This window comes from Streptomyces sp. NBC_00158 (assembly GCF_045160885.1).
GTDB lineage: Bacteria > Actinomycetota > Actinomycetes > Streptomycetales > Streptomycetaceae > Streptomyces.
Genome location: NZ_CP108163.1, coordinates 124,115 through 143,331 on the forward strand (window position 1 = coordinate 124,115; position 19,217 = coordinate 143,331).

General features: G+C 73.8%; 19 protein-coding genes. 16 read left to right on the forward strand and 3 right to left on the reverse strand.

The features are described 5' to 3' along the window. The first annotated feature begins 142 nt into the window (after positions 1-142). The 3 genes from OG553_RS38030 to OG553_RS38040 are packed head-to-tail and all read left to right on the forward strand — an operon-like array spanning position 143 to position 2,449. Positions 143-277 carry a hypothetical protein gene (locus OG553_RS38030; RefSeq protein WP_331719247.1) on the forward strand — a complete coding sequence of 45 codons (135 nt, stop codon included), beginning with the start codon at positions 143-145 and terminating at the stop codon, positions 275-277. Positions 278-329: 52 nt separating this feature from the next. Continuing rightward, positions 330-1,679, forward strand: coding sequence for an AMP-binding protein (locus tag OG553_RS38035; RefSeq protein WP_331719248.1), 1,350 nt, complete (start codon positions 330-332; stop codon positions 1,677-1,679). Next, a complete protein-coding gene (locus tag OG553_RS38040; RefSeq protein ID WP_331719249.1) occupies positions 1,676-2,449 on the forward strand; it encodes an alpha/beta fold hydrolase in 774 nt (257 codons plus the stop codon). Before OG553_RS38035 ends, OG553_RS38040 begins: the two co-directional genes overlap by 4 nt. 31 nt (positions 2,450-2,480) lie before the next feature. Here OG553_RS38040 and OG553_RS38045 read toward each other — a convergent pair whose 3' ends face one another. After that, a complete protein-coding gene (locus OG553_RS38045) occupies positions 2,481-2,966 on the reverse strand; it encodes a MarR family transcriptional regulator (RefSeq protein WP_331719384.1) in 486 nt (161 codons plus the stop codon). Between the two features lie 118 nt (positions 2,967-3,084). Between OG553_RS38045 and OG553_RS38050 the strand changes: the two genes are divergently transcribed. Together OG553_RS38050 and OG553_RS38055 are read left to right on the forward strand one after the other, a co-directional pair. Then, positions 3,085-3,906, forward strand: coding sequence for an alpha/beta hydrolase (locus tag OG553_RS38050; RefSeq protein WP_331719250.1), 822 nt, complete (start codon positions 3,085-3,087; stop codon positions 3,904-3,906). A 108-nt stretch (positions 3,907-4,014) separates the two neighbouring features. Then, the gene (locus OG553_RS38055; protein ID WP_331719251.1) at positions 4,015-4,938 is read left to right on the forward strand and encodes a DMT family transporter; all 924 of its coding nucleotides are present in this window, start codon (positions 4,015-4,017) and stop codon (positions 4,936-4,938) included. A gap of 18 nt (positions 4,939-4,956) precedes the next feature. On the opposite strand, the gene OG553_RS38060 is transcribed toward OG553_RS38055, so the two are convergent. Continuing rightward, positions 4,957-5,670 carry a TioE family transcriptional regulator gene (locus OG553_RS38060; RefSeq protein ID WP_331719252.1) on the reverse strand — a complete coding sequence of 238 codons (714 nt, stop codon included), beginning with the start codon at positions 5,668-5,670 and terminating at the stop codon, positions 4,957-4,959. A gap of 70 nt (positions 5,671-5,740) precedes the next feature. Here OG553_RS38060 and OG553_RS38065 point away from each other — a divergent pair, with 70 nt between their 5' ends. Both OG553_RS38065 and OG553_RS38070 read left to right on the forward strand, forming a co-directional pair. After that, a complete protein-coding gene (locus OG553_RS38065; protein WP_331719253.1) occupies positions 5,741-6,943 on the forward strand; it encodes an erythromycin esterase family protein in 1,203 nt (400 codons plus the stop codon). A gap of 195 nt (positions 6,944-7,138) precedes the next feature. Beyond that, on the forward strand, positions 7,139-7,804 hold the full coding sequence (locus tag OG553_RS38070) for a DUF4097 family beta strand repeat-containing protein (protein WP_331719254.1): 666 nt from the start codon (positions 7,139-7,141) through the stop codon (positions 7,802-7,804). A gap of 34 nt (positions 7,805-7,838) precedes the next feature. On the opposite strand, the gene OG553_RS38075 is transcribed toward OG553_RS38070, so the two are convergent. Next, on the reverse strand, positions 7,839-8,696 hold the full coding sequence (locus OG553_RS38075; RefSeq protein ID WP_331719255.1) for a helix-turn-helix transcriptional regulator: 858 nt from the start codon (positions 8,694-8,696) through the stop codon (positions 7,839-7,841). Positions 8,697-8,952: 256 nt separating this feature from the next. On the opposite strand from OG553_RS38075, the gene OG553_RS38080 reads away from it, so the two are divergent. The 9 genes from OG553_RS38080 to OG553_RS38120 all read left to right on the forward strand — a co-directional run bounded on the left by OG553_RS38080 (position 8,953) and on the right by OG553_RS38120 (position 19,215). Beyond that, a complete protein-coding gene (locus OG553_RS38080; protein WP_405983270.1) occupies positions 8,953-9,237 on the forward strand; it encodes a hypothetical protein in 285 nt (94 codons plus the stop codon). 75 nt (positions 9,238-9,312) lie between these two features. Beyond that, a complete protein-coding gene (locus OG553_RS38085) occupies positions 9,313-10,116 on the forward strand; it encodes an alpha/beta fold hydrolase (protein ID WP_331719257.1) in 804 nt (267 codons plus the stop codon). Positions 10,117-10,143: 27 nt separating this feature from the next. Beyond that, positions 10,144-11,040 carry an isocitrate lyase/phosphoenolpyruvate mutase family protein gene (locus OG553_RS38090; protein ID WP_331719258.1) on the forward strand — a complete coding sequence of 299 codons (897 nt, stop codon included), beginning with the start codon at positions 10,144-10,146 and terminating at the stop codon, positions 11,038-11,040. After that, entirely contained in the window at positions 11,037-12,095 is a 1,059-nt protein-coding gene (locus tag OG553_RS38095) for a 3-oxoacyl-ACP synthase (protein ID WP_331719259.1), read from the forward strand. Before OG553_RS38090 ends, OG553_RS38095 begins: the two co-directional genes overlap by 4 nt. A 1-nt stretch (position 12,096) precedes the next feature. Beyond that, entirely contained in the window at positions 12,097-14,364 is a 2,268-nt protein-coding gene (locus tag OG553_RS38100; RefSeq protein ID WP_331719260.1) for an iron-containing redox enzyme family protein, read from the forward strand. 17 nt (positions 14,365-14,381) lie between these two features. Beyond that, positions 14,382-15,575, forward strand: a complete 1,194-nt coding sequence (locus OG553_RS38105; protein ID WP_405983279.1) for an acyl-CoA dehydrogenase family protein — start codon at positions 14,382-14,384, stop codon at positions 15,573-15,575. A 126-nt stretch (positions 15,576-15,701) separates the two neighbouring features. Then, the gene (locus OG553_RS38110) at positions 15,702-16,862 is read left to right on the forward strand and encodes a cytochrome P450 (RefSeq protein WP_331719262.1); all 1,161 of its coding nucleotides are present in this window, start codon (positions 15,702-15,704) and stop codon (positions 16,860-16,862) included. 99 nt (positions 16,863-16,961) lie between these two features. Beyond that, entirely contained in the window at positions 16,962-18,032 is a 1,071-nt protein-coding gene (locus tag OG553_RS38115; protein WP_331719263.1) for a saccharopine dehydrogenase, read from the forward strand. Continuing rightward, positions 18,022-19,215, forward strand: a complete 1,194-nt coding sequence (locus tag OG553_RS38120) for a saccharopine dehydrogenase C-terminal domain-containing protein (RefSeq protein WP_331719264.1) — start codon at positions 18,022-18,024, stop codon at positions 19,213-19,215. The genes OG553_RS38115 and OG553_RS38120 overlap by 11 nt, the downstream gene beginning before the upstream one ends. Positions 19,216-19,217: the final 2 nt, after the last annotated feature.

Sequence of the window (19,217 nt, forward strand, 5' to 3'; positions counted from 1 at the left end):
TCCGGTCCGTCCGGGACAAGTGGCCCTTCGTCCGCAACCTATCTGCGATGTTCCGCCCGGAGGGTCCGGACAACCCAACTCCCCCCGGATGGTGCGCTGACCGGCCGCACCCCGCGGCCCGACGCCGAAGGGCCCGACCACCATGACCGACCTCCTCTCCGTCGCCGCCGACGTCCTCACCCTGATCGGTACGACCGTCTCCCTCACCCTCGAAGTCCGCCGCGCCCGCCGCGAGGCCGTCGCGGCGGTCAAGGACCGGGAGAACCCCGAGGAGTGAACCCGGGGCGGCGGCGTAGCCTGGGGGTCCGCCATCTACAGGGAGTTGCCGCGTGCTGACCGCGCTTGACGGGACGTACGGCGACCGCGCGGACGCCGTACGCGTCGCCGGCCGTACCGCCTCGTACGAGGAACTGCTCGGCGCGGCGGGGGCCGTGGCCGCCGACCTAGCCGGAGCCCCCGCCTTCGCCGTGACGGCGACCGCCTCCCTGGAGACCGTCGCCGCGGTCGTCGGCGGGCTCCTCGCCGGGGTGCCCTTCGTACCGCTGCCCCCCGACGCCGGCCCCGCCGAACGCGAGCACGTCCTGCGCGACTCCGGTGCCGTCGAGGTCCCCGTCGACTTCGCCCGGAGGGCCTCGGCGCCCGCCCCCGCCGCGGGACCCGCAGATCCCGCCCTGGTGCTGTACACCTCCGGCACCACCGGCCCGCCCAAGGGCGTCGTCCTGACCGCCGCCGCCCTCGCCGCCGACCTCGACGCCCTCGCCGGAGCCTGGCAGTGGACCGCCGAGGACACCCTGGTGCACGGGCTCCCGCTGTTCCACGTACACGGCCTGGTGCTCGGCGTGCTCGGCGCCCTGCGCACCGGAAGCCGCCTCGTGCACACCGGCCGCCCGACCCCGCAGGCGTACGCCGCCGCCCGCGGCAGCCTCTACTTCGGGGTGCCGACCGTGTGGTCCCGCATCGCCGCCGAACCGGAGCACGCGGCCGCGCTGTCCGGTGCCCGCCTCCTCGTCTCCGGCAGCGCCGCCCTGCCCGCACCCGTCTTCCGGGACCTGGAGCGCCTCACCGGCCACCGCCCCGTCGAGCGCTACGGGATGACCGAGACCCTGATCACCGTCAGCGGCCGCGCGGGCGGCGAGGTCCGTCCCGGCACCGTCGGCACGCCGCTCCCCGGCATCCGGACCCGGATCGCCGCCGAGCCGGGCGCCGAGATCGGCGAACTCCAGCTCACCGGGCCCACGCTGTTCTCCGGCTACCTGGGCCGCCCCGAGGCGACCGCGGCGGCGTACACCGAGGACGGGTGGTTCCGTACGGGCGACATCGCCGCCGTCGACCCGGCGGACGGGGTCCACCGCATCGTCGGCCGGGCCTCCATCGACATGATCAAGTCCGGCGGCTACCGCATCGGCGCGGGCGAGATCGAGAACGCCCTGCTGGACCACCCCAAGGTGGCCGAAGCGGCCGTCGTCGGCGTCCCGGACGCGGACCTCGGACAGCGGATCGTCGCCTTCGTCGTCGCCGAAGGGGTCACCGGCCCCGAACTCGCCGACTTCGTCGCCGCCCACCTCTCGGTGCACAAGCGCCCCCGCGAGGTCCGCTTCGTCCCCGCCATCCCGCGCAACGCCATGGGCAAGCCGCAGAAGAAGCTCCTGCTGAACGACGGCTCCGGGGAGGCGCGGTGAACGGCGCCGTCGGCGAGAGCCCCTGGATCCGCCGCTTCCACCCGCCGGCGGTGCGACCGGGGAGCCCCGTGCCGGTCCTCGTCGTCCTCCCGCACGCGGGCGGCAGCGCCTCCTTCTACTTCCCGCTCTCCCGCGATCTGGCCGCCCACGCCGAGGTGCTCACCGTCCAGTACCCCGGGCGTCAGGAGCGGCTCGGGGAGCCGATCCCGGACACCATCGCCGGGCTGGCCGACGGGGTGGAGGCGGCGCTGGAGCCGTGGCGCGGCCGGCCCGTCGTGCTGTTCGGGCACAGCATGGGCGCGGTGCTCGCGTACGAGCTGGCAAGGCGCCTGGAGGCGGCCGGCGGGACTCCGCGCGGCCTGATCGTCTCCGGGCGGCGGTCGCCGCTGCTCGACCGGGAGGAGGAGCAACTCCACGCCGGGGACGACGACACCCTCCTCGCCCGGGTGCAGGCCCTCTCCGGGACCGATCCCGAGCTGCTGGCCGACCCGGAGTTCCGGGCACTGATCCTGCCGGCGCTGCGCAGCGACTACCGGGCGGTCGAGACCTGGCGGCACGAGCCGGGACCGCCGCTGCGCACGCCCGTCAGCGTGCTCTGCGGGGAGTCCGACCCGCGGGCGGACGTGGCCGAGGCGATGGCCTGGCGGGACGTGGCAGGGGGCGGGTTCGGCTTCCGCCGTTTCCCCGGCGGGCACTTCTACCTGGCCGAGCAGCACGCGGCCGTGGTGCGGGCGGTGGCGGAGGACCTGGCTTCCTTCACGGCGCGCTGACGCCGTCCCGGCCGTCCCGGCCGGCTCGTTCTCAGGCCGTGGACGCGTCGCCGCGTACCGCGAGGTGCCGGGCGAGGACCTCCAGCGCCTGCGTCACCTCGGGCAGCCGCTCGGAGCCGGCCTCGCCCAGGGCGCGGGCGAGGGCCTCCTCGACCTTGGAGCTGCCGGCGGCCCGTACGGCGGCCACGCGCGCGGAGGCCGTGGGGGACTGGCGCACCAGCGTCCGGCGGCGGTCGGCGGGGTCGGGGGCCGTCTCCACCGATCCCGCCTCGCGCAGCCGGGCCACGGCGCCCGAGACCTGGCTCTGCGGCAGCCCCGTGCGCTGCGCCGTCTCGCCGACGGTGGTGTCCGGGTGCGCCGCGATGTCCCCGGCGACGATCACCACGGAGCGGGTGCCGCCGGCGTACTGCCCGGACCCGCCGGGGGGTTCGGGCAGGGCCTCCTCGCCGAGCTTCATCAGGGCGCGGCCGAGCAGGAACAGTTCGATTCCATCCACCGGTCCAAAGTACATCAGCATCGATCCATCGAAATCGATCCATCGCTCTTGATGCATCGAAACGGATGGACTACCTTGATTGCAGGGCGACGAACGAAGAACCAGTCGCCGAAGGCCCGACCAGTCGAAGGAGAGCGTCATGCCCGGTCTCGCCGTTCCCGGTGCCACCCTCCACTACCAACTCCAGGTCTCCGGGCCGCTGTTGCTCATCTCGCAGAGCGGCGAGGGCGACGCGGACCGCACCGTGGACATGGTCCCGCACCTCACCGACACCTTCACCGTCCTGACCTACGACCGCCGGGGCCTGTCCCGCAGCCGCCTGGAGCAGCCCGGCCGGACCACCTCGCTCGCCGAACACGCCGACGACGTCCACCGGCTGCTGGCCGCCGTCACCGACGAGCCGGCCCTGATGCTCGGGTGCAGCCTCGGCGCCGTCATCGGCCTGCACGTGGCCGCCGCACACCCGGGGCAGATCTCCACCCTCGTCGCCCACGAGCCGGTCGCCCCCCGCCTGCTGCCGGACGCCGCCGACCGCGAGCGGCACGAGGCGGAGCTCGTCGAGATCCAGCACCTCTTCCGGAAGTACGGGCTGCCCGCGGCCGCCCGGGAAGCCGCCCGGGTGCTCGGCATAGACACCAGCGGCAAGGACTGCGAACCGGGCCTCACCCCGCAGCCGATGAGCGAGACGCGCCGCGCCAATTTCGCCTACTTCATCGAGCACGACTTCTCCGCGATCCTCCAGGACACCCTCGACCCGGCCGCCGTGGCCGCGACCACGACCCGCGTCCTGCCGGCCGTCGGAACCACCACGCCGTCCACCGTCTTCGACGTCGCGTGCGCCCACGCGCTGGCGGATCTGACGGGCTCGGAGATACGGGTCTTCCCGGGCGGGCACAACGGCAACACCAGCCACCCCCGGGCCTACGCGGAGCGCCTGCGGGCCGTTCTGACCGCCCGCTGACCGCTCGCTGAGCGGCTGCTGACGGCCTTGTGACGCCCCGCTTGCGGCCTGGCCGGAAGGCCCGAGACGACCTAGGCAGCGTCATTGCCCGTCGGTACGTTGGCCGGCATGGATCAAACGGCCGGTGCCTCCCGAACCAGTCTCGATCAACGTGCCCTCGCGGCAGCCGTCGTCACCGTCGTGATGTGGGCCTCCGCCTTCGTCTCCATCCGCGCCTCCGCGGAGCACTTCGGCCCCGGAGCGCTCGCCCTGGGCAGGCTCCTGACGGCCTCCCTCGCGCTGGGCGCCGTCCTGCTGGTCAAGCGCACACCGCTGCCGCCGCGCCAGGCGTGGCCCGGGATCCTGGCCTCCGGGGTGCTGTGGTTCGGGCTGTACATGGTGGCGCTGAACTGGGGCGAGCAGGGGGTCGACGCCGGCACCGCCGCCATGGTGGTCAACATCGGGCCCATCGTCATCGCCCTGCTCAGCGGCTGGATGCTGAAGGAGGGCTTCCCACCGATGCTGCTCGTCGGGATGGGCGTCTCCTTCGCGGGGGCCGTCGTCGTGGGGATGTCCACCTCGAAGGGCGGCACCTCGTCCCTCACCGGTGTGCTGCTCTGCCTGGTCGCCGCGCTCGCCTACGGCGCCGGGGTGGTCTCGCAGAAGCCCGCGCTGCGGTACGCGAACCCGCTCCAGGTGACCACGTACGGCTGCTTCGTCGGCACCGCCTGCACCCTGCCCTTCGCCGGCCAGCTCCTGCACCAGCTCCCCGAAGCACCCCTGTCCGCCACCCTCAACATGCTCTACCTGGGCCTCTTCCCGACCGCCCTCGCCTTCACCACCTGGACGTACGCCCTCTCCAAGACCACCGCCGGAAAGATGGGCGCCACGACCTACGCGGTACCGGCCGTGGTCATCGTCATCGCCTGGGCCCTCCTGGACGAAGTCCCGGGCTGGCTGACCCTCCTGGGCGGCGCGATCTGCCTCGCGGGCGTAGCGGTCTCCCGCCGCCGACCCCGCCCCGCTGCGCACCCGACGGCAGCACTGAAGTAGCCGGCCCGGCCCGTCCGGTCAGTCCCGTTCGCGGAGGTAGGTGTCCAGGGCGGCGGCGCCCGTCAGGAGGGCGCGGGCTCGGGTGGACAGGCGGGTGTGCCAGTCGTGCAGGGCGGACTCCAGGGGGGCCAGGCCGCCGGCCGTGCGGACCTGGGCGATCAGTGGGGCGATCTGCTCCAGCAGGTAGCCGCCCCGGCGGAGTTGGTGGGCGAGGTGGGCGTCGCGGACGGCCGCCTCGTCGTAGACGCGGTAGCCGGTGCGGGGGTCCCGGTGCGGGTGCAGCAGCCCCGCCTGCTCCCACTTGCGCAGGGTCGCGGGCCGGATACCGAGCTTCGCCGCCAGCGGGCCGATGAACGTGCCGCCCGGCTCCGGGGGCGGGGTGGGGGCCAGGTCGCGGAGGGCCGTCTCCACGGCCCGCAGGGTCCGGCGGTCGTCGAGGAGCTGGGCGTGGCTCTCGTCGATGAGCCGGAAGGCCTCGTCCGCCGCGCCCCCGTTCACCGCCCGCATGACCGCCGTCGCCGTCGGGTGGCCGTGCCCGGGCAGCAGGGCCAGGAACGCCCGCAGAGCGGCCGCGTGCAGGGGGGTGTAGGCACGGTAGCCGCTGGCCGTGCGGGCGGCGGCCGGGAGGATGCCGGCCTCCTCGTAGTTCCTGACCGCCTGGGTGGACAGGCCGTGCGCGCGTGCCAGGTCGATCGGCCTCAGCTGCCCAGAGGTTTTAAGGTTCTGGCCCATGGAAGACGAGGATAGAGGGCCCTAGGAGCGAAAAAGTTTCAACCGAAAGTTCAGCGATAGCGTTGAAGGCATGGCGAACCGCATCAAGGAAACCGTCCATTCCGTCGATTCCGCCGCACTCCTGCGGCTGCTTGCCCGCCGGCCCCGGCTGCTCGCCCTCGGCGAGCCCACCCACGGCGAGGAGACCCTGCTCCGCCTGCGCAACGAACTCTTCCGGCAGCTCGTGGAGGAGGGCTACCGGACCATCGCGATCGAGAGCGACTGTCTCACGGGCCTGGCCGTCGACGAGTACGTGACCTCCGGCGCGGGCGTCCTCGACGAGGTCGTGGAGCACGGCATCAGCCACGGCTGGGGCGCCTCCGCCGCCAACCGCGAGCTGGTGCGCTGGATGCGCGCCCACAACGAGGGCCGGCCGGCCTCCGAACAGGTCCGCTTCGCCGGCTTCGACGGCCCCTTGGAGATCACCGCCGCCGCGAGCCCCCGGCAGGCCCTCACCGGGCTGCACGAGTACCTCGCCGCCCGGGTGGACGCCGGCCTGCTCCCCTGTACCCGCGAGACCCTCGACCGGCTGCTCGGTACCGACGGGCAGTGGACCGAACCCGCCGCCATGATGGACCCGGCCCGGTCCGTCGGGCAGTCGGGCGAGGCGGGCCGACTGAGGCTGATCGCCGACGACTTGGCGGCGTTGTTGGAGGAGCAGGCGCCCCGGCTCATCGCGGCGGGCCCGCGGGAGGAGTGGGAGCGGGCGTGCCTGTACGCGCGGACGGCCACGGACCTGCTGCGCTACCACCACTGGATGGCCGACCGTACGCCCGCCCGGCTCGCCCGGCTGGTGGCGGTGCGGGACCGGATGATGGCGCGCAACCTGCTCGCCCTCGCCGAGCGGGGCCCGGTGTTCGTGCACGCCCACAACGCCCACCTCCAGCGCGAGATGAGCTCCATGCGGATGGGCGGGCAGCGCCTGGAGTGGTGGAGCGCCGGGGCGCTCGTGGACGCCCGCCTCGGTGCCGAGTACGCCTTCGTGGCCACGGCCCTCGGCACGATCCGGCACCAGGGGGTGGGCGAGCCGGCCCCGGACACCGTGGAGGGGCTGCTGTACGCCCTCCCGGAGGACAGGTGCCTCGTCGACACCCGGCAGCTGGCCGAGGTGCTCGACGGCGCCCGCCCCACGCCCCGTGTATCGCCCTGGTTCGGGTACGCGCCGTTCGACCCGGAACGGCTGGAGGGCGGCGACGGGCTCGTGTTCGTCAAGGACACGCCTCCGGCGGCGTAGCGTTCAGTCGTCGCTTGTTGCAACGGTGGTGTGGTGTTCGTTGCGTTGAATTTAGCTTTGGTGCAACGATTGTGAGGCTGTGACCTGCGGTGATGGTGGTTCTTCGCAATGGGTGTGTTGCTCGGGTTGTGAACGCGACGTAGCGTTCAGGTCGTTGGAAACGCCGAGTGACATCAGTCCGAAGGAAGAGACATCATGCAGAAGTTCGCCACCGCCGCCGCCATCACCGCCGTCCTGGACGTCCCGGCCGGGAACATCCGTTTCATTGCCGCCGACCGTGTGGACACGACGGTGGAGGTGCTGCCCGCGAACGCGTCGAAGAGCCGTGACGTGAAGGCCGCGGAGGAGACCAGCGTCGAGTTCCGGGACGGTGTGCTGCGGATCAGTGCGCCGAAGAAGAGCCAGGTGTTCGGGGCTTCGGGTTCGGTGGAGGTGACGGTGCAGCTGCCGGCGGGGTCGAGTGTCGAGGCGAAGACGGCGTCGGCCGAGTTCCGGGGTGTGGGGCGGCTGGGTGTGGTGTCGCTGGAGAGCGCGCACGGCACGGTCAAGCTCGACGAGGCGGCGGGGGTGCGGCTGGTGCTTGCGGCGGGTGATGTCGCGGTGGGCCGGCTGGGGGGTTCGGCGGACATCCGTACGCAGAAGGGTGATCTGACGATCGCGGAGGCCACGGGCGGCACGGTGACGCTGCGGACCGAGCACGGTGACATCAGCGTCGGCGCCGCCCGCGGGGTGTCCGCTTCGCTGGACGCCGGGACCTCCTACGGGCGGATCAGCAACGCCCTGCGCAACACCGGCGAGGGCGAGGTCCTGGACATCACGGCCACCACCTCCTACGGCAACATCACCGCCCTCAGCGCCTGAACACGGCGCCGCCGTCTTCCGGGTTGACGGGCCGTCAAAGGACGTAGGTCGCCTCGTTGCGGCCGAGCAGGTATCCGAGCTGGAGCCGGTTCAAAGCCCCGAGGTCCTGTTTGATGGCCGCGATGTGCGCCTGCAGGGAACGCTCGCTGATCCCTATGCGACGTGCGATGGCCTTGTCGGAGTAGCCCTCCACGAGCAGCCGGCTGATGGACTCCCGGATGGCCGGGACCACCTCGTCCGCCGCCTTCGCCGCGTGCAGCGGGACGAAGGGAAAGGGTTTCGCCCGGTCCCAGGCCTTGTCGAACGTATCTCTGAGAAATCGTACGATGGTCGGTTCGGTAATGGAGATCGCCGTGGTACGGTCCTCGTTTGCCGAAATGAAGGCGACGTCATCCACAATGATCAGGCGGTCAAAGAATTCCTCAAGAGTTCGCACTTGGGCGCCGTATTCGGTGACGGTCCGGACGTATTCCTTCGTCGCCTCGTCGAATCTCGTCGTGTGCTGATACAGCGTCCGCATGGCGATCCCCGCCGAGATCTGCCGCCGTACGGATTCCAGGGCGTCCTTCAGCACCGCGCTCGGGCGCGCCCCGTCGGGCTGCGCGGTGAGGATGTCCCGCCGGACCGAGGCGAGGGCGTCGTTGATCGCCGTCGAGATGCTGCCCAGGCCGTGCAGGTACCGGACTCCCGGCCCTACCACCTCCTCGCCGCAGGTCTCCAGGGCCGCGGCCGGCGCCTGCTGCGCCGCCGCCTGCTGCGCCGCCTCCTGCGCCAGCAGGCCGAGGTGCGTTGCGAGTTCCCGCAAGAACGCCTGCGGTTCCCCCGCCGCAGCCGCGTACAGCCCCTCAGGTGCACCGCCTTGTGCGGTTTTGACGTATTTGACTACGTCCACTAGCCACCCCCCTCTGTCCGGTATGCAGGTATTTGCGGCGGTTGAGACCCCGTGGGTTCCCGCAATGCGGAAACCGGAGCCATCGTAGGTCTACCTGGTCTCGAGTCGGCAGGGGAGATTTGGTCTCACCGCAGGAACGAACACCGAGAAGGCGCACCGGAGATCAGCACCGCCGGAAACCGCCTCGGTTTGGCGTTCCTGGAATGGCCAAAGACGAAACGACTTGAGGGGACTGGGAAAAATGGGGAAGAACCACATGGTGACTCGTCCGGCCGGCCGCGTTTCGGGAATCCGCGGCCGTGTCGTACTCGCGACCGCGGGCATCGCCCTCGGCCTGGGTACGACGGTCGCCGGCATCGCCACCCAGGGTGCCTTCTCCGCCGCCTCCGGCAGCCACCTGCGCCTCGGCGACGTCGGCTGGAACAACGCGAACCCGCACGTCGTGGCCGGTGACGCCGGTGACGTCGGCTGGAACAACCCGCAGCCGGCCACCACCCCCTCGCCGACGCCCTCCTCCTCCGACGACGTTGGCTGGAACTGACCCACCCCCAGAGCCCCGTACTGCACTGCATCACCTCCCGCCACTGACCGACCGGCAAAGGACTGGCTGATCCTCGTGGTTGCCTCCCCCTGGTTCCTGACCTCCGAGACCGTCGCGGTTCCCGACCCCGCCGCCCGCGTCTTCTGCTTCCCGCACGCCGGCGGCAACCCCCGGACCTTCCTCGGCTGGCAGCCCGCGATGCGCGGCGACGCGCAGGTCTTCGCCGTCTGCCCGCCCGGCCGCGGCCACCGCTTCCGCGAACCGGCCCCCGCTTCCCTCGCCGAGCTCGCCGACGGCTCCGCCGCCGCCATCGCCCTCGCCGCCACCACCGACGACCGGCCGCTCCTCCTCTTCGGCCACAGCTTCGGCGCCGCCCTCGCCTTCGAGGTGGCCCGCCGCCTCGACGGCGTACGCGGCTTCGCCGGGCTCGTCGTCTCCGGCTGCAGCGCCCCCTCCCTGCTGCCCACCCCCCGCGTGGTCGAGGCGGCCCGGCTGGAGGGCCGCGCGTTCACCGAGGCCGTCGGCTTCTTCGGCGGGCTGCCGCCCGAGGTGATGGCGGACGAGGCCGTGCAGGAGCTCCTCCTGCCGCACCTCAAGGCCGACTTCCGGATGGTCGCCGGCTACCGCTACCGGCCCGGCGCCCCCCTCGCAGTCCCCGTCACCCTGCTCAACGGCACCGAGGACCCGCACGTCAGCGCCGCCGCGCTCGACGCCTGGTCCCGTGAGTGCGCCGCACCGCCCGACCGGCACTGGACCGACGGCGGCCACTTCTACTTCGAGGACCGGCCCGACGCCGTCACCTCCGTCCTGCGCCCGCTGGCCCGCGCCGCGGCGACCGGAGCAACCCGCCCCGACGCTGAGTACGTTGAGCTGATCTAGCCCGTACGAGGCCCTGCGAGGAACCCCATGCACCCCACCAGCACCCCGAGCACCGACCCCGCCGCCCGGCTCCGGCGCGCCGTCGCCTTCCGCGCCCTGCACGAGGGGCCCGGCCCCTTCGTCGTCCCGAACCCCTGGGACGCGGGGACCGCGCGCATCCTGGCCTCCTTCGGCTTCGCCGCCCTCGCCACCACCGGAGCCGGCCTCGCGCACAGCCTCGGCCGCCCCGACGGGGCCAACCAGGTCAGCCGCGCAGAGATCCTCGCCAACGCCACCGCCATCGTCGACGCCACCGGCCTGCCCGTCACCGCCGACCTGGAGAGCGGCTTCGGCGAGCGCCCCGAGGACGTCGCCGAGACCATCCGCCTCGCCGCCGCGGCAGGCCTGGTCGGCGGCTCCGTCGAGGACTCCACCGGCCGCGACGAGGACCCCGTACGGCCCCTCGAAGAGGCCGTCGAGCGGGTCGCCGCCGCCGTGGAGGCGGTGAAGGGGCTGGACTTCCCCTTCACCGTCACCGCCCGCGCCGAGAACTTCTTCCAGGGCCGCCCCGACCTCGACGACACCATCCGCCGCCTCCGGGCGTACGAGGCCGCCGGCGCCGACGTGCTCTACGCCCCGGCGCTCCCGGACGCCGACGCCGTCCGCGCCGTCTGCGCCGCCGTCGAACGGCCCGTCAACGTCCTGATGACCGCCGCCCTGAAACTGTCCGTGGCCGATCTCGGCGCCCTCGGCGTACGCCGCGTCAGCACCGGCTCCGCGCTCTCCCGCGCCGCCCTCGGCGCCCTCACCCGCGCCGCCCGCGAGATCACCGGGACGGGCACCTTCGGCTTCGTCGCGGACGCCCTCCCGTACGACGAGGCCAACGCCCTGCTGGCCGCCGCCCCCGCCCCGTCCGCCGACCCAGAGAGCGAACCGGCACCGTGAGCCTTCCGTACGCGTTACCCGACCCAGCGTCCGCTTCCGCCTCCGCCTCCGGCCCCGCACCGGCCGGGGCCCCCGCCGTCCACCTGTCCGCGCCCCGCTACGTGCTCGGCGAGACCGCGGCCGACCACACCACCGTCGAGGGCCTGCTGGAACGCGCCCGAGGCTTCGGGATGCCTCCCCGCGCCGACCTGTGGGGCTGGGGCACGGTCCACCGGACCGCCAAGACCCTGGAGGCCCTCGCCGCCGAGACCGCCGCCGCCACCCTCCACGGCGCGGGGGTCTCCCCGGGGGAGGTGGACTGCCTCATCCTGTGCTCCACCCGCTTCCCCGGCGGACCCCGCACCCACGGAGCGTTCGTCGAGAACGTCATGGCCGCCACCGGCCTCGGCGCCGCCGCCTTCACCGGCCTCACCCTCGGCCGTTGCGCCAACCTCCTCGCCGGCATCCGCACCGGCCAGGCGTACGTGGCCTCCGGCATGCACCGCCGGGTCATGGTCATCACCGCGGACCGGGTCACCGACGAGGCCGTCCGCATGGAGAACTTCGCCCTCTTCACCGACGGCGCCGCCTCCTGCCTGGTCAGCGCCGAACCCCTCGGGGACGACGCGTACGAGATCGTCGCCGGGGCAGGCGCCCAGGACCCCGCAGGACTCGACTGGTCCAACGAGATCAGCTCCGACCTCGCCCGCGAGGTCAACGAGCGGATCCTCGACGAGGCGGGCATGAAGATCGGCGACATCCACGGCGTGCTCCACGCCAACCTCTACAAGCCCCTGGTCGTCCTCAAGGAACGCCAGGCCGGCTTCACCCGCGAGCAGCTCTTCCTCGACAACATCCCGCGCGTCGGCCACTGCTTCGCCGCCGACCCGCTCATCAACCTCGTCGACCGCGACGCCGCCGGAGCCCTCAAGCCCCACGGGCACTACCTGCTGGCGTCCAGCGTCCCGGGCGTGCGGATCGGCGTCCTGCTGCGCAAGCTCCCGCACCACCACACGGCACCGGACGCCGGGCCGGCCACCGCACCGGACGACGCCGCACCGCTGGGGGACCACTGACATGAGCGCGCCCATCACCCCCGACGACGAGACCTCCCTCGACATGGCGCGGAGCTTCTACGCCCCCGCCTTCACCCTCCCCGACCTGACCACCTCGCTCCCGGCCGGCCCCGTCGAGGCCTCGCCGGCCGGAGCCGCCGAAGCCGCCCGGATCACCGCCGCGCCGCCCGCCGAGCTGTTCCGCCGCCTGATCTCCGACCAGGAGAGCGAGGCCGTCCTGCTCGCCGCCCGCCGGGTCCTCACCGCCTTCCTGACCCCTGCGGAGGCCGCCGACACCGACGAGGACGCCGACTCCGTCGCCGCCGAGGTCCTCGCCGCCCGCGACGGGCTCGCGGCCGTCCTCGCCCCGCTGCGCACCCACCCCGACCCGGAGGTGCGCGGCGCCGTCCTGCGCCAGCGCGCCCCCCTCGCCCTCACCGGCGGCTGCTGGCTCGACACCCTCTCCCAGGCCGCCACCCAGCCCGCCGAGATCGTCGGCCGCCTCTTCGGCCAGCACTGGCGGCTCCAGGGCGAGGGCACCGCCGAGGCCGGCCTGCCCGCCCGCCGCCGCCGGGCCCTGGTCGGACAGGGCGTCTTCCTCCCCGGAGTGGAGGCCGCCGCCTTCCTCGACGACGCCGGCGCCCTGCCCCTGACCGCCCTGCACGGTGCCTTCCGGCTCGCCCTGTCCCGGCTGCCCGCCTCCTTCCTCCCCGAGGTCGTCGGCGTCCACTACGCCGCCCACGCCCTCGGCCTCGACGAACTCCTGCTCGGCGGCGAACCGCTGCTCACCGAGAGCGACGTACGCCCCCTCCTCGCCGCCTACCTCTCCCACACCCGGCAGTCACCGACCGGGACCGAGGACCGCCGCCGCGCACTGGCCGCCGTACGCCTCCTCGTACGCCTGGAACGCGAGCACACCGCCGCCCTCGCCGAACTCGCCGCCTGGCACGACGGGCTGGCCCTCGACGCCAAGGTCGCGCGGATCGTCGAACGGCACGCCCCGCACGCAGGCCGCCAGCACCGCGCCGTGCGCCTGGGCACCCGCAAGCTCACCGACTGGCTCGACGACGGGCAGCTCGACGCCGCCGCCTTCGTCCGTGAGTTCCGCACCGCCCGCCAGCTCCGCCCCGCACGCGACGGAGGCCCCTGCCGCTTCCTGAAGTCCATCAAGTTCGGCGGCCCCATGTTCGGCATCTTCGACGAACGGGAAGCGGCCGTCCTCGCCGCCTGGGCGCGGTCCGTCGCCGACGGCGAACCCGCCGGCGCCGGCCTGGTGCCCACCACCGCCGGACAGGAAGCCGCCCACGCCTGGAGCGAACGCCTCGCCGCGGCCGAACCCGCCGGGCTCCTCGTCCGCGATCCCGACGCGCCCGGCGGCCCCGCCGACACCCGCGACCACCGCCGGTTCTTCCACCGCCTCGTCAACTTCGAGCGCCACCCCGCCGTCCTGCCCGCCGCCCGCGCCCGCGCCGAGGAGGGACTCGCCGAGGCCGAGCTGCTCTTCGAGCACGGCGCCGCCGGGCTGCTCACCGACGCGTCCTGGTTCGCGTACACGCCCGAGGCCCTGCTGGAGCGGGTCGAGCGGATCTACTGGGACAAGCTCGTGGACCCGTACGAACCGCTCACCGAGATCCCCTCCCGCGACGAGGTCGTCTTCGAGCAGTCCACGTACGCCCTCGGCAGCCTCATCGACGGCGCCTGGGCGCACCGCGTCGGCAACCTCGGACGGCGCGGCCGGCGCAGCGACGACATGCTCTTCTCCATCTACGCGGACGAGATGGGCCGCGGCGACATGGACAAGAACCACATCACGATCATCCACAAGGTCCTCGCCAGCATGGACATGGACCTGCCGCACATCCGGCAGGAGGCCTTCCTGCACCAGGGCGACCTGCCCGACCACCTGTACGGCTTCTCCGTCCACCAGCTGTGCCTGTCGCTGTTCCCCGACAGCCTCTACAACGAGATCCTCGGCTACAACCTGGGCATCGAGATGTTCGGCCTCGGCGCGATGCGGCTGCACGAGATCCAGAAGCTCCGCCGCCACGGCCTCGACGTCTCCTACGAAGAGGCCCACCTGTCCATCGACAACTTCTCGGCGGGCCACGCCCGCCAGTCCGCCGACATCGTCCTCGCCTACCTCGACGACGTCCGCCACCTGTCCGGCGAGGAGGCCGTCCAGCGCGAATGGCGCCGGATCTGGCGCGGCTACGCCTCCTTCGCCTTCTTCATCGAGCACGCCCTGGTGAAGAAGGTCCGCGCAGCCACCCCCGCCGACCTGGTCATCTGAGGAGCGAGGCGATGGAGATGACGACGAGTTTCGACCCCGAGGTCCTGGCCCTGCCCTTCTACGAGGACTCCCACCGCCGCCTCGCCGCCGAGGCGGGCGCCTGGTGCGACAGCAACCGGGTGCTGTGGGAGGAGATCCGCGCCCTCGACCCCGACGCCGCCGGGCGGCGCCTCGTACGCGTCCTCGGCGCGGCGGGCTGGCTCAGCGAACTCGACCCGCGCGGCGCCCCCGTGGACGACTTCCGCGCGGTGTGCCTGCGCCGCGAGGCCCTCGCGTACTCCGAGGACCTGGCCGACTTCGCGTTCTCCATCCAGGCGCTGGCCGCGACCCCGCTGCTGCGCTTCGGCAGCGAGGCGCAGCGCCGCCGCTACCTGCCGGGGATGGCCGCCGGGACGCTGATCGGGGCCTTCGCGGTGTCCGAGAAGGAGGCCGGGTCGGACGTGGCCTCGGTCGGGCTGGAGGCGGTGCGCGACGCGGACGGCGACGGCTCGTACGTGCTGAACGGCCGCAAGGCGTGGATCGCCAACGGGACCATCGCCGACGTGTTCGTGGTCATCGCCCGCACCGGCCAGGGCCCGGGCCCGCTGGGCCTGTCCGCCTTCCTGGTGCCGGCCGGCACCCCCGGGCTGCGCGCCGAGCGGATCGACGCGATCGCCCCGCGCTCCTTCGCGCACCTGTCCTTCGAGGACTGCCGGCTGCCGGCCGACGCGGTGCTCGGACGGCCGGGGAAGGGGTTCGTGGTCGCGGTCGACCTGCTGGAGCGGTTCCGCACCACGGTGGGGGCCGCCGCGCTCGGTTTCGCCCGGCGGGCCTTCGACACGGCGCTCGCGCACGTGCTGGCCCGGGAGGCGTACGGGGCCACGCTCTTCGACCTCCAGCTGGTCAAGGCCTCCCTCGCCGACATGGAGGTCCAGCTGAACGCCGCCGCACTGCTGGTGGCGCGCGCCGCCTGGGAGACCGACCGGGGCAGCCGCCGGTTCGCCCGGCACTCCAACATCGCCAAGGTCCACGCGACCGAGGCCGCGCAGGGGGTCGTCGACGGCGCGGTGCAACTCCTGGGCGCGGCGGGCATCGTGGAGGGCTCGGTCACCGAGCGCCTGTACCGGCAGATCCGCTCGCTGCGGATCTACGAGGGCACCTCCGAGGTGCTGAGGATGGCCATCGCGGGGTCCCTGGACATGCGCCGGGCCGCCCGCGTGGCCGCCGCCTGAGCTGGGTACGGCCGGTTGCCACCGGAAATCGAAGATCACCGCAACCATCAATTGAGCAACCAGAACGGCGGGCGACCACGTCCGCGAGAGCGGCGCCGGTTCAGGCGCAAAAAGGGGAGTTGTCCAGTGAGCGGCACCACCACCGTGAGCAGTCCCGTCGAGGCCGTCCGGCTCGCCGACCCGTACCCCTACTACGCGCGCCTGGTGGCCGAGCGGCCCTTCGCCCGGGACGAGGCGCTCGGGGCCTGGGTCGCCGCCGACGCGGCCGCGGTGCGCGCGGTGCTCGGCAGCGGCGCGCTGCGGGTGCGGCCCGTCGCGGAACCGGTCCCGGCCGGGATCGCGGGTACGCCCGCCGGGGAGGTGTTCGGCGAGCTGGTACGGATGACGGACGGCGCCCCGGCGGCCCGGCTCAAGGCGGTCGTGGCGGGGGCGCTGGCCCGCGCGGACACCGCGTACGCGGCCGCGCTGGCGGCCCGGCTCACCCGCGAGGTACTGGCTGCGGGCGGCGAAGTCCCGTACGAGGAGCTGATGTTCGGGATCCCGGCGCGGGTGGTCGCCGACCTGAGCGGCCTGACCGAGGGGGCGGGCCGGGAGGCGGCCCGCGCGATCGGCGACTTCGTCCAGTGCATCCCCGCAGGCGCTACGGAGGACCAGTACGCGGCGGCTTCGGCAGCCGCCACCCGCCTGCGCGCCCTCCTGTCCCCGGCCCTGGCGGAGGCCCGGGCCACCCCGGCGGGGGCCCCGAACCCCGCCGGAGGCCAGGGCCTGCTGCGGGAGCTGGTCGCGGCCGCCGAGCGGGAGGGGTGGGCGCACCTGGGGCCGTTGCTGTCGAACGCCATCGGGTTCCTCTCCCAGACCTACGACGCCACCGCCGGGCTGATCGGCAACACCCTCGTCGCCCTCGCCAGGGGCGCCGACGGCGCCGACACCCGCGCCCTGGTGCGCGAGGTGGTCCGCTACGACGCCCCGATCCAGAACACCCGCCGCTTCGCCGCCGAAGCCTTCACGTACGGGGGTTCCACCGTGGAGCCCGGACAGCAGGTGCTCGTCCTCCTCGCCGCCGCCAACCGCGACCCCGCCGTCAACCCGGACCCCCACACGCTGTCGCTCGGACGGGTGAATCCGGCCGTGTTCACGTTTGGCGCGGCGGCCCACCGCTGCCCGGGTGCGGAGCTCGCCACGGCGCTCGCCGGCGCCGTCGTCGCCGAACTGCGCGCGGCAGGCTTGGGCACCACCGCGACCCCCGCCTACCGACCGCTGGCGAACGCACGGATCCCGCTCCTCTAGCGCGCGGGCCGTCCCCGACGGAAGCCGACGCAGCCCCCGCAACCGCGATCAGGCCGGGGGTCGGTCACCCCTATGCCTGCAGACAGGACGAACCGCATCATGTCGGACAACCTTCACCTCTGGATGCGTCACGAGGCCCGCCCCACCGAGCGCCGGGCCCCCCTCACCCCCGGGGACGCCGCCCGCCTCGTCGCGGCCGGCGTCCGCGTCACCGTCGAGGAGTCGGACCGCCGCGCCTTCGCCCTCACCGCCTACACCGCCGTCGGCTGCGCCACCGCCCCCACCGCCTCCTGGCACGAACAGGCCCCCGACGACGCGTACGTCCTCGGCCTCAAGGAACTCCCCGCCGGACCCGACGCCCCCGCCCTGCGCCACCGGCACATCTACTTCGGCCACGCCTACAAGGGGCAGGCCGGCGCCCGCGAACTGCTCGGCCGCTTCACCGCGGGCGGCGGAGCCCTGCTCGACATGGAGTACCTCACCGACGAAGCCGGCCGCCGCGTCGCCGCGTTCGGCTACTGGGCCGGCTACGTCGGCGCCGCCCTCGCCGTCCTGCACCACCGCGGCGCCCTCACCGCCCCCCTGCACCCCACCGACCGCCCCGCCCTCGACGCCCTCCTCGCGTCCGGAGCCGACCCCGCCGACCCCACCACCGCCCTCGTCATCGGTGCCCTCGGCCGCTGCGGCCGCGGCGCCTGCGACGCCCTCGTCCGGGCCGGACTGGAGCCCACCCGCTGGGACCTCGCCGAAACCCGGAACATCGACCGCCCCGCCCTCCTCGCCCACGACCTGCTGGTCAACACCGTGCTGACCACCACCCCCGTGCCCCCGTTCCTGACCAAGGCCGACCTCGACGACCCCGCACGCCGGCTCTCCCTGGTCAGCGACGTCACCTGCGACGTCACCTCCGACTGCAACGTCCTGCCGGTCTACGACGAGACCACCACCTGGACCGAGCCCGTCCGCACCCTCCGCGAGGGCGAACGCCCCCTCGACCTCATCGCCATCGACAACCTCCCCTCCCTCCTCCCCGTGGAGGCCGCCACCGCCTTCTCCGCCGAACTCACCCCGCACCTGCTGCGGCTGGCCGAGTGGGACGGCGTCTGGGCCCGCGCCCTGCACACCTTCGAGGCGGCCGTGCAAGCCCAGGAGGCACCCCTTGACCACTGACCAGCAGCCCGCGGCGCCGGCCTCCGGCACCGTCCACTGGATAGGCACCGGCCTGTCCACCGGCCGCTCGGGCCTCTCCCTCGTCTGCGAACGCGCCCGCCGCGTGGTCCTCTGGGACCGCACCGCCGAACGCGCCGCCGCCCGCCTGGCCGCCCTGGGCCTGGCGGGCCGCGCCGAGGTCCGCGCCCTCGGCCCCGCCGCCCTGGCGGCGGAGACCGGCGCGGGCGACGTACTCGTCTCCATGCTCCCGGCCGCCGAACACCCCGCGCTGGTGCGCCTGGCGGCCGACCGCGGCGCCCACTTCGCCTGCACCAGCTACACCGGCCCCGAGCTCGCCGAACAGGCGCGGGAAGCCGCCGCGCGGGCCCGTACCGTCGTCCTCACCGAAGCCGGACTCGACCCCGGCATCGACCACCTGATGGCCCACGACCTCGTCGCCCGCGCTCGCGAGGCCGTCGGCCCCTCCCCGGCGACCGCCGTGTTCACCTCCTACTGCGGAGGCGTCCCCGCGGACCCGGGCCCCTTCCGCTACCGCTTCAGCTGGGCCCCGTACGGGGTCCTCGCCGCCCTCGGCACCCCCGCCCGGTACGTGGCCGACGGAGCCGAGGCCACCGCCCCGCGCCCCTGGGAGGCCACCCGCACCCTGACCCTCGCCGGCGAGGAGTTCGAGGTCTACCCCAACCGGGACAGCCTCCCCTTCGTCGCCCAGTACGGCATCCCGTACTACTGGCACCTCGACACCTTCGTACGCGGCACCCTGCGCAACTCCGGCTGGCGCGCCGCCTGGCGGCAGGTCTTCGACACCGTCGCCGCCGGGGACGCCGGAGCCGTCCGCGCCCTCGCCGCCGAACTGGCCGCCCGCCACCCCACCACCCCCGCCGACCGCGACCGCGTCGTGCTCTCCGTCTCCCTGGAACTGCGCACCAGGTCGGGCGGGAGCTGGCGCGGCTCCCGGCTGCTCGACCTCACCGGCGACGGCGCCGAATCGGCGATGGCCCGCTGCGTCTCCCTCCCCGTCGCCTACGGCGTCACCCGCATCCTGGCCGGCGCCCTCCCCGCCGGCCTCAACCGCGCCGCCGAAACACCCAGGGAGGCGGCCCGCTGGCTGGCCTTCCTCGGCGCCCACGGGCTGGCCGGGACCCACACCGAAACCGTCCCCGCCGCCGCACGCATATCCGCCTGACC

Coding starts and splice junctions, on each gene's coding strand:
- OG553_RS38065 (WP_331719253.1), top strand. CDS start 5,741: ATGGCGAACCGCATCAAGGAAACCGTCCATTCCGTCGATTCCGCCGCA.
- OG553_RS38115 (WP_331719263.1), top strand. CDS start 16,962: ATGTCGGACAACCTTCACCTCTGGATGCGTCACGAGGCCCGCCCCACC.
- OG553_RS38070 (WP_331719254.1), top strand. CDS start 7,139: ATGCAGAAGTTCGCCACCGCCGCCGCCATCACCGCCGTCCTGGACGTC.
- OG553_RS38060 (WP_331719252.1), bottom strand. CDS start 5,670: ATGGGCCAGAACCTTAAAACCTCTGGGCAGCTGAGGCCGATCGACCTG.
- OG553_RS38090 (WP_331719258.1), top strand. CDS start 10,144: ATGCACCCCACCAGCACCCCGAGCACCGACCCCGCCGCCCGGCTCCGG.
- OG553_RS38105 (WP_405983279.1), top strand. CDS start 14,382: ATGACGACGAGTTTCGACCCCGAGGTCCTGGCCCTGCCCTTCTACGAG.
- OG553_RS38100 (WP_331719260.1), top strand. CDS start 12,097: ATGAGCGCGCCCATCACCCCCGACGACGAGACCTCCCTCGACATGGCG.
- OG553_RS38030 (WP_331719247.1), top strand. CDS start 143: ATGACCGACCTCCTCTCCGTCGCCGCCGACGTCCTCACCCTGATCGGT.
- OG553_RS38045 (WP_331719384.1), bottom strand. CDS start 2,966: ATGCTGATGTACTTTGGACCGGTGGATGGAATCGAACTGTTCCTGCTC.
- OG553_RS38055 (WP_331719251.1), top strand. CDS start 4,015: ATGGATCAAACGGCCGGTGCCTCCCGAACCAGTCTCGATCAACGTGCC.
- OG553_RS38080 (WP_405983270.1), top strand. CDS start 8,953: ATGGTGACTCGTCCGGCCGGCCGCGTTTCGGGAATCCGCGGCCGTGTC.
- OG553_RS38050 (WP_331719250.1), top strand. CDS start 3,085: ATGCCCGGTCTCGCCGTTCCCGGTGCCACCCTCCACTACCAACTCCAG.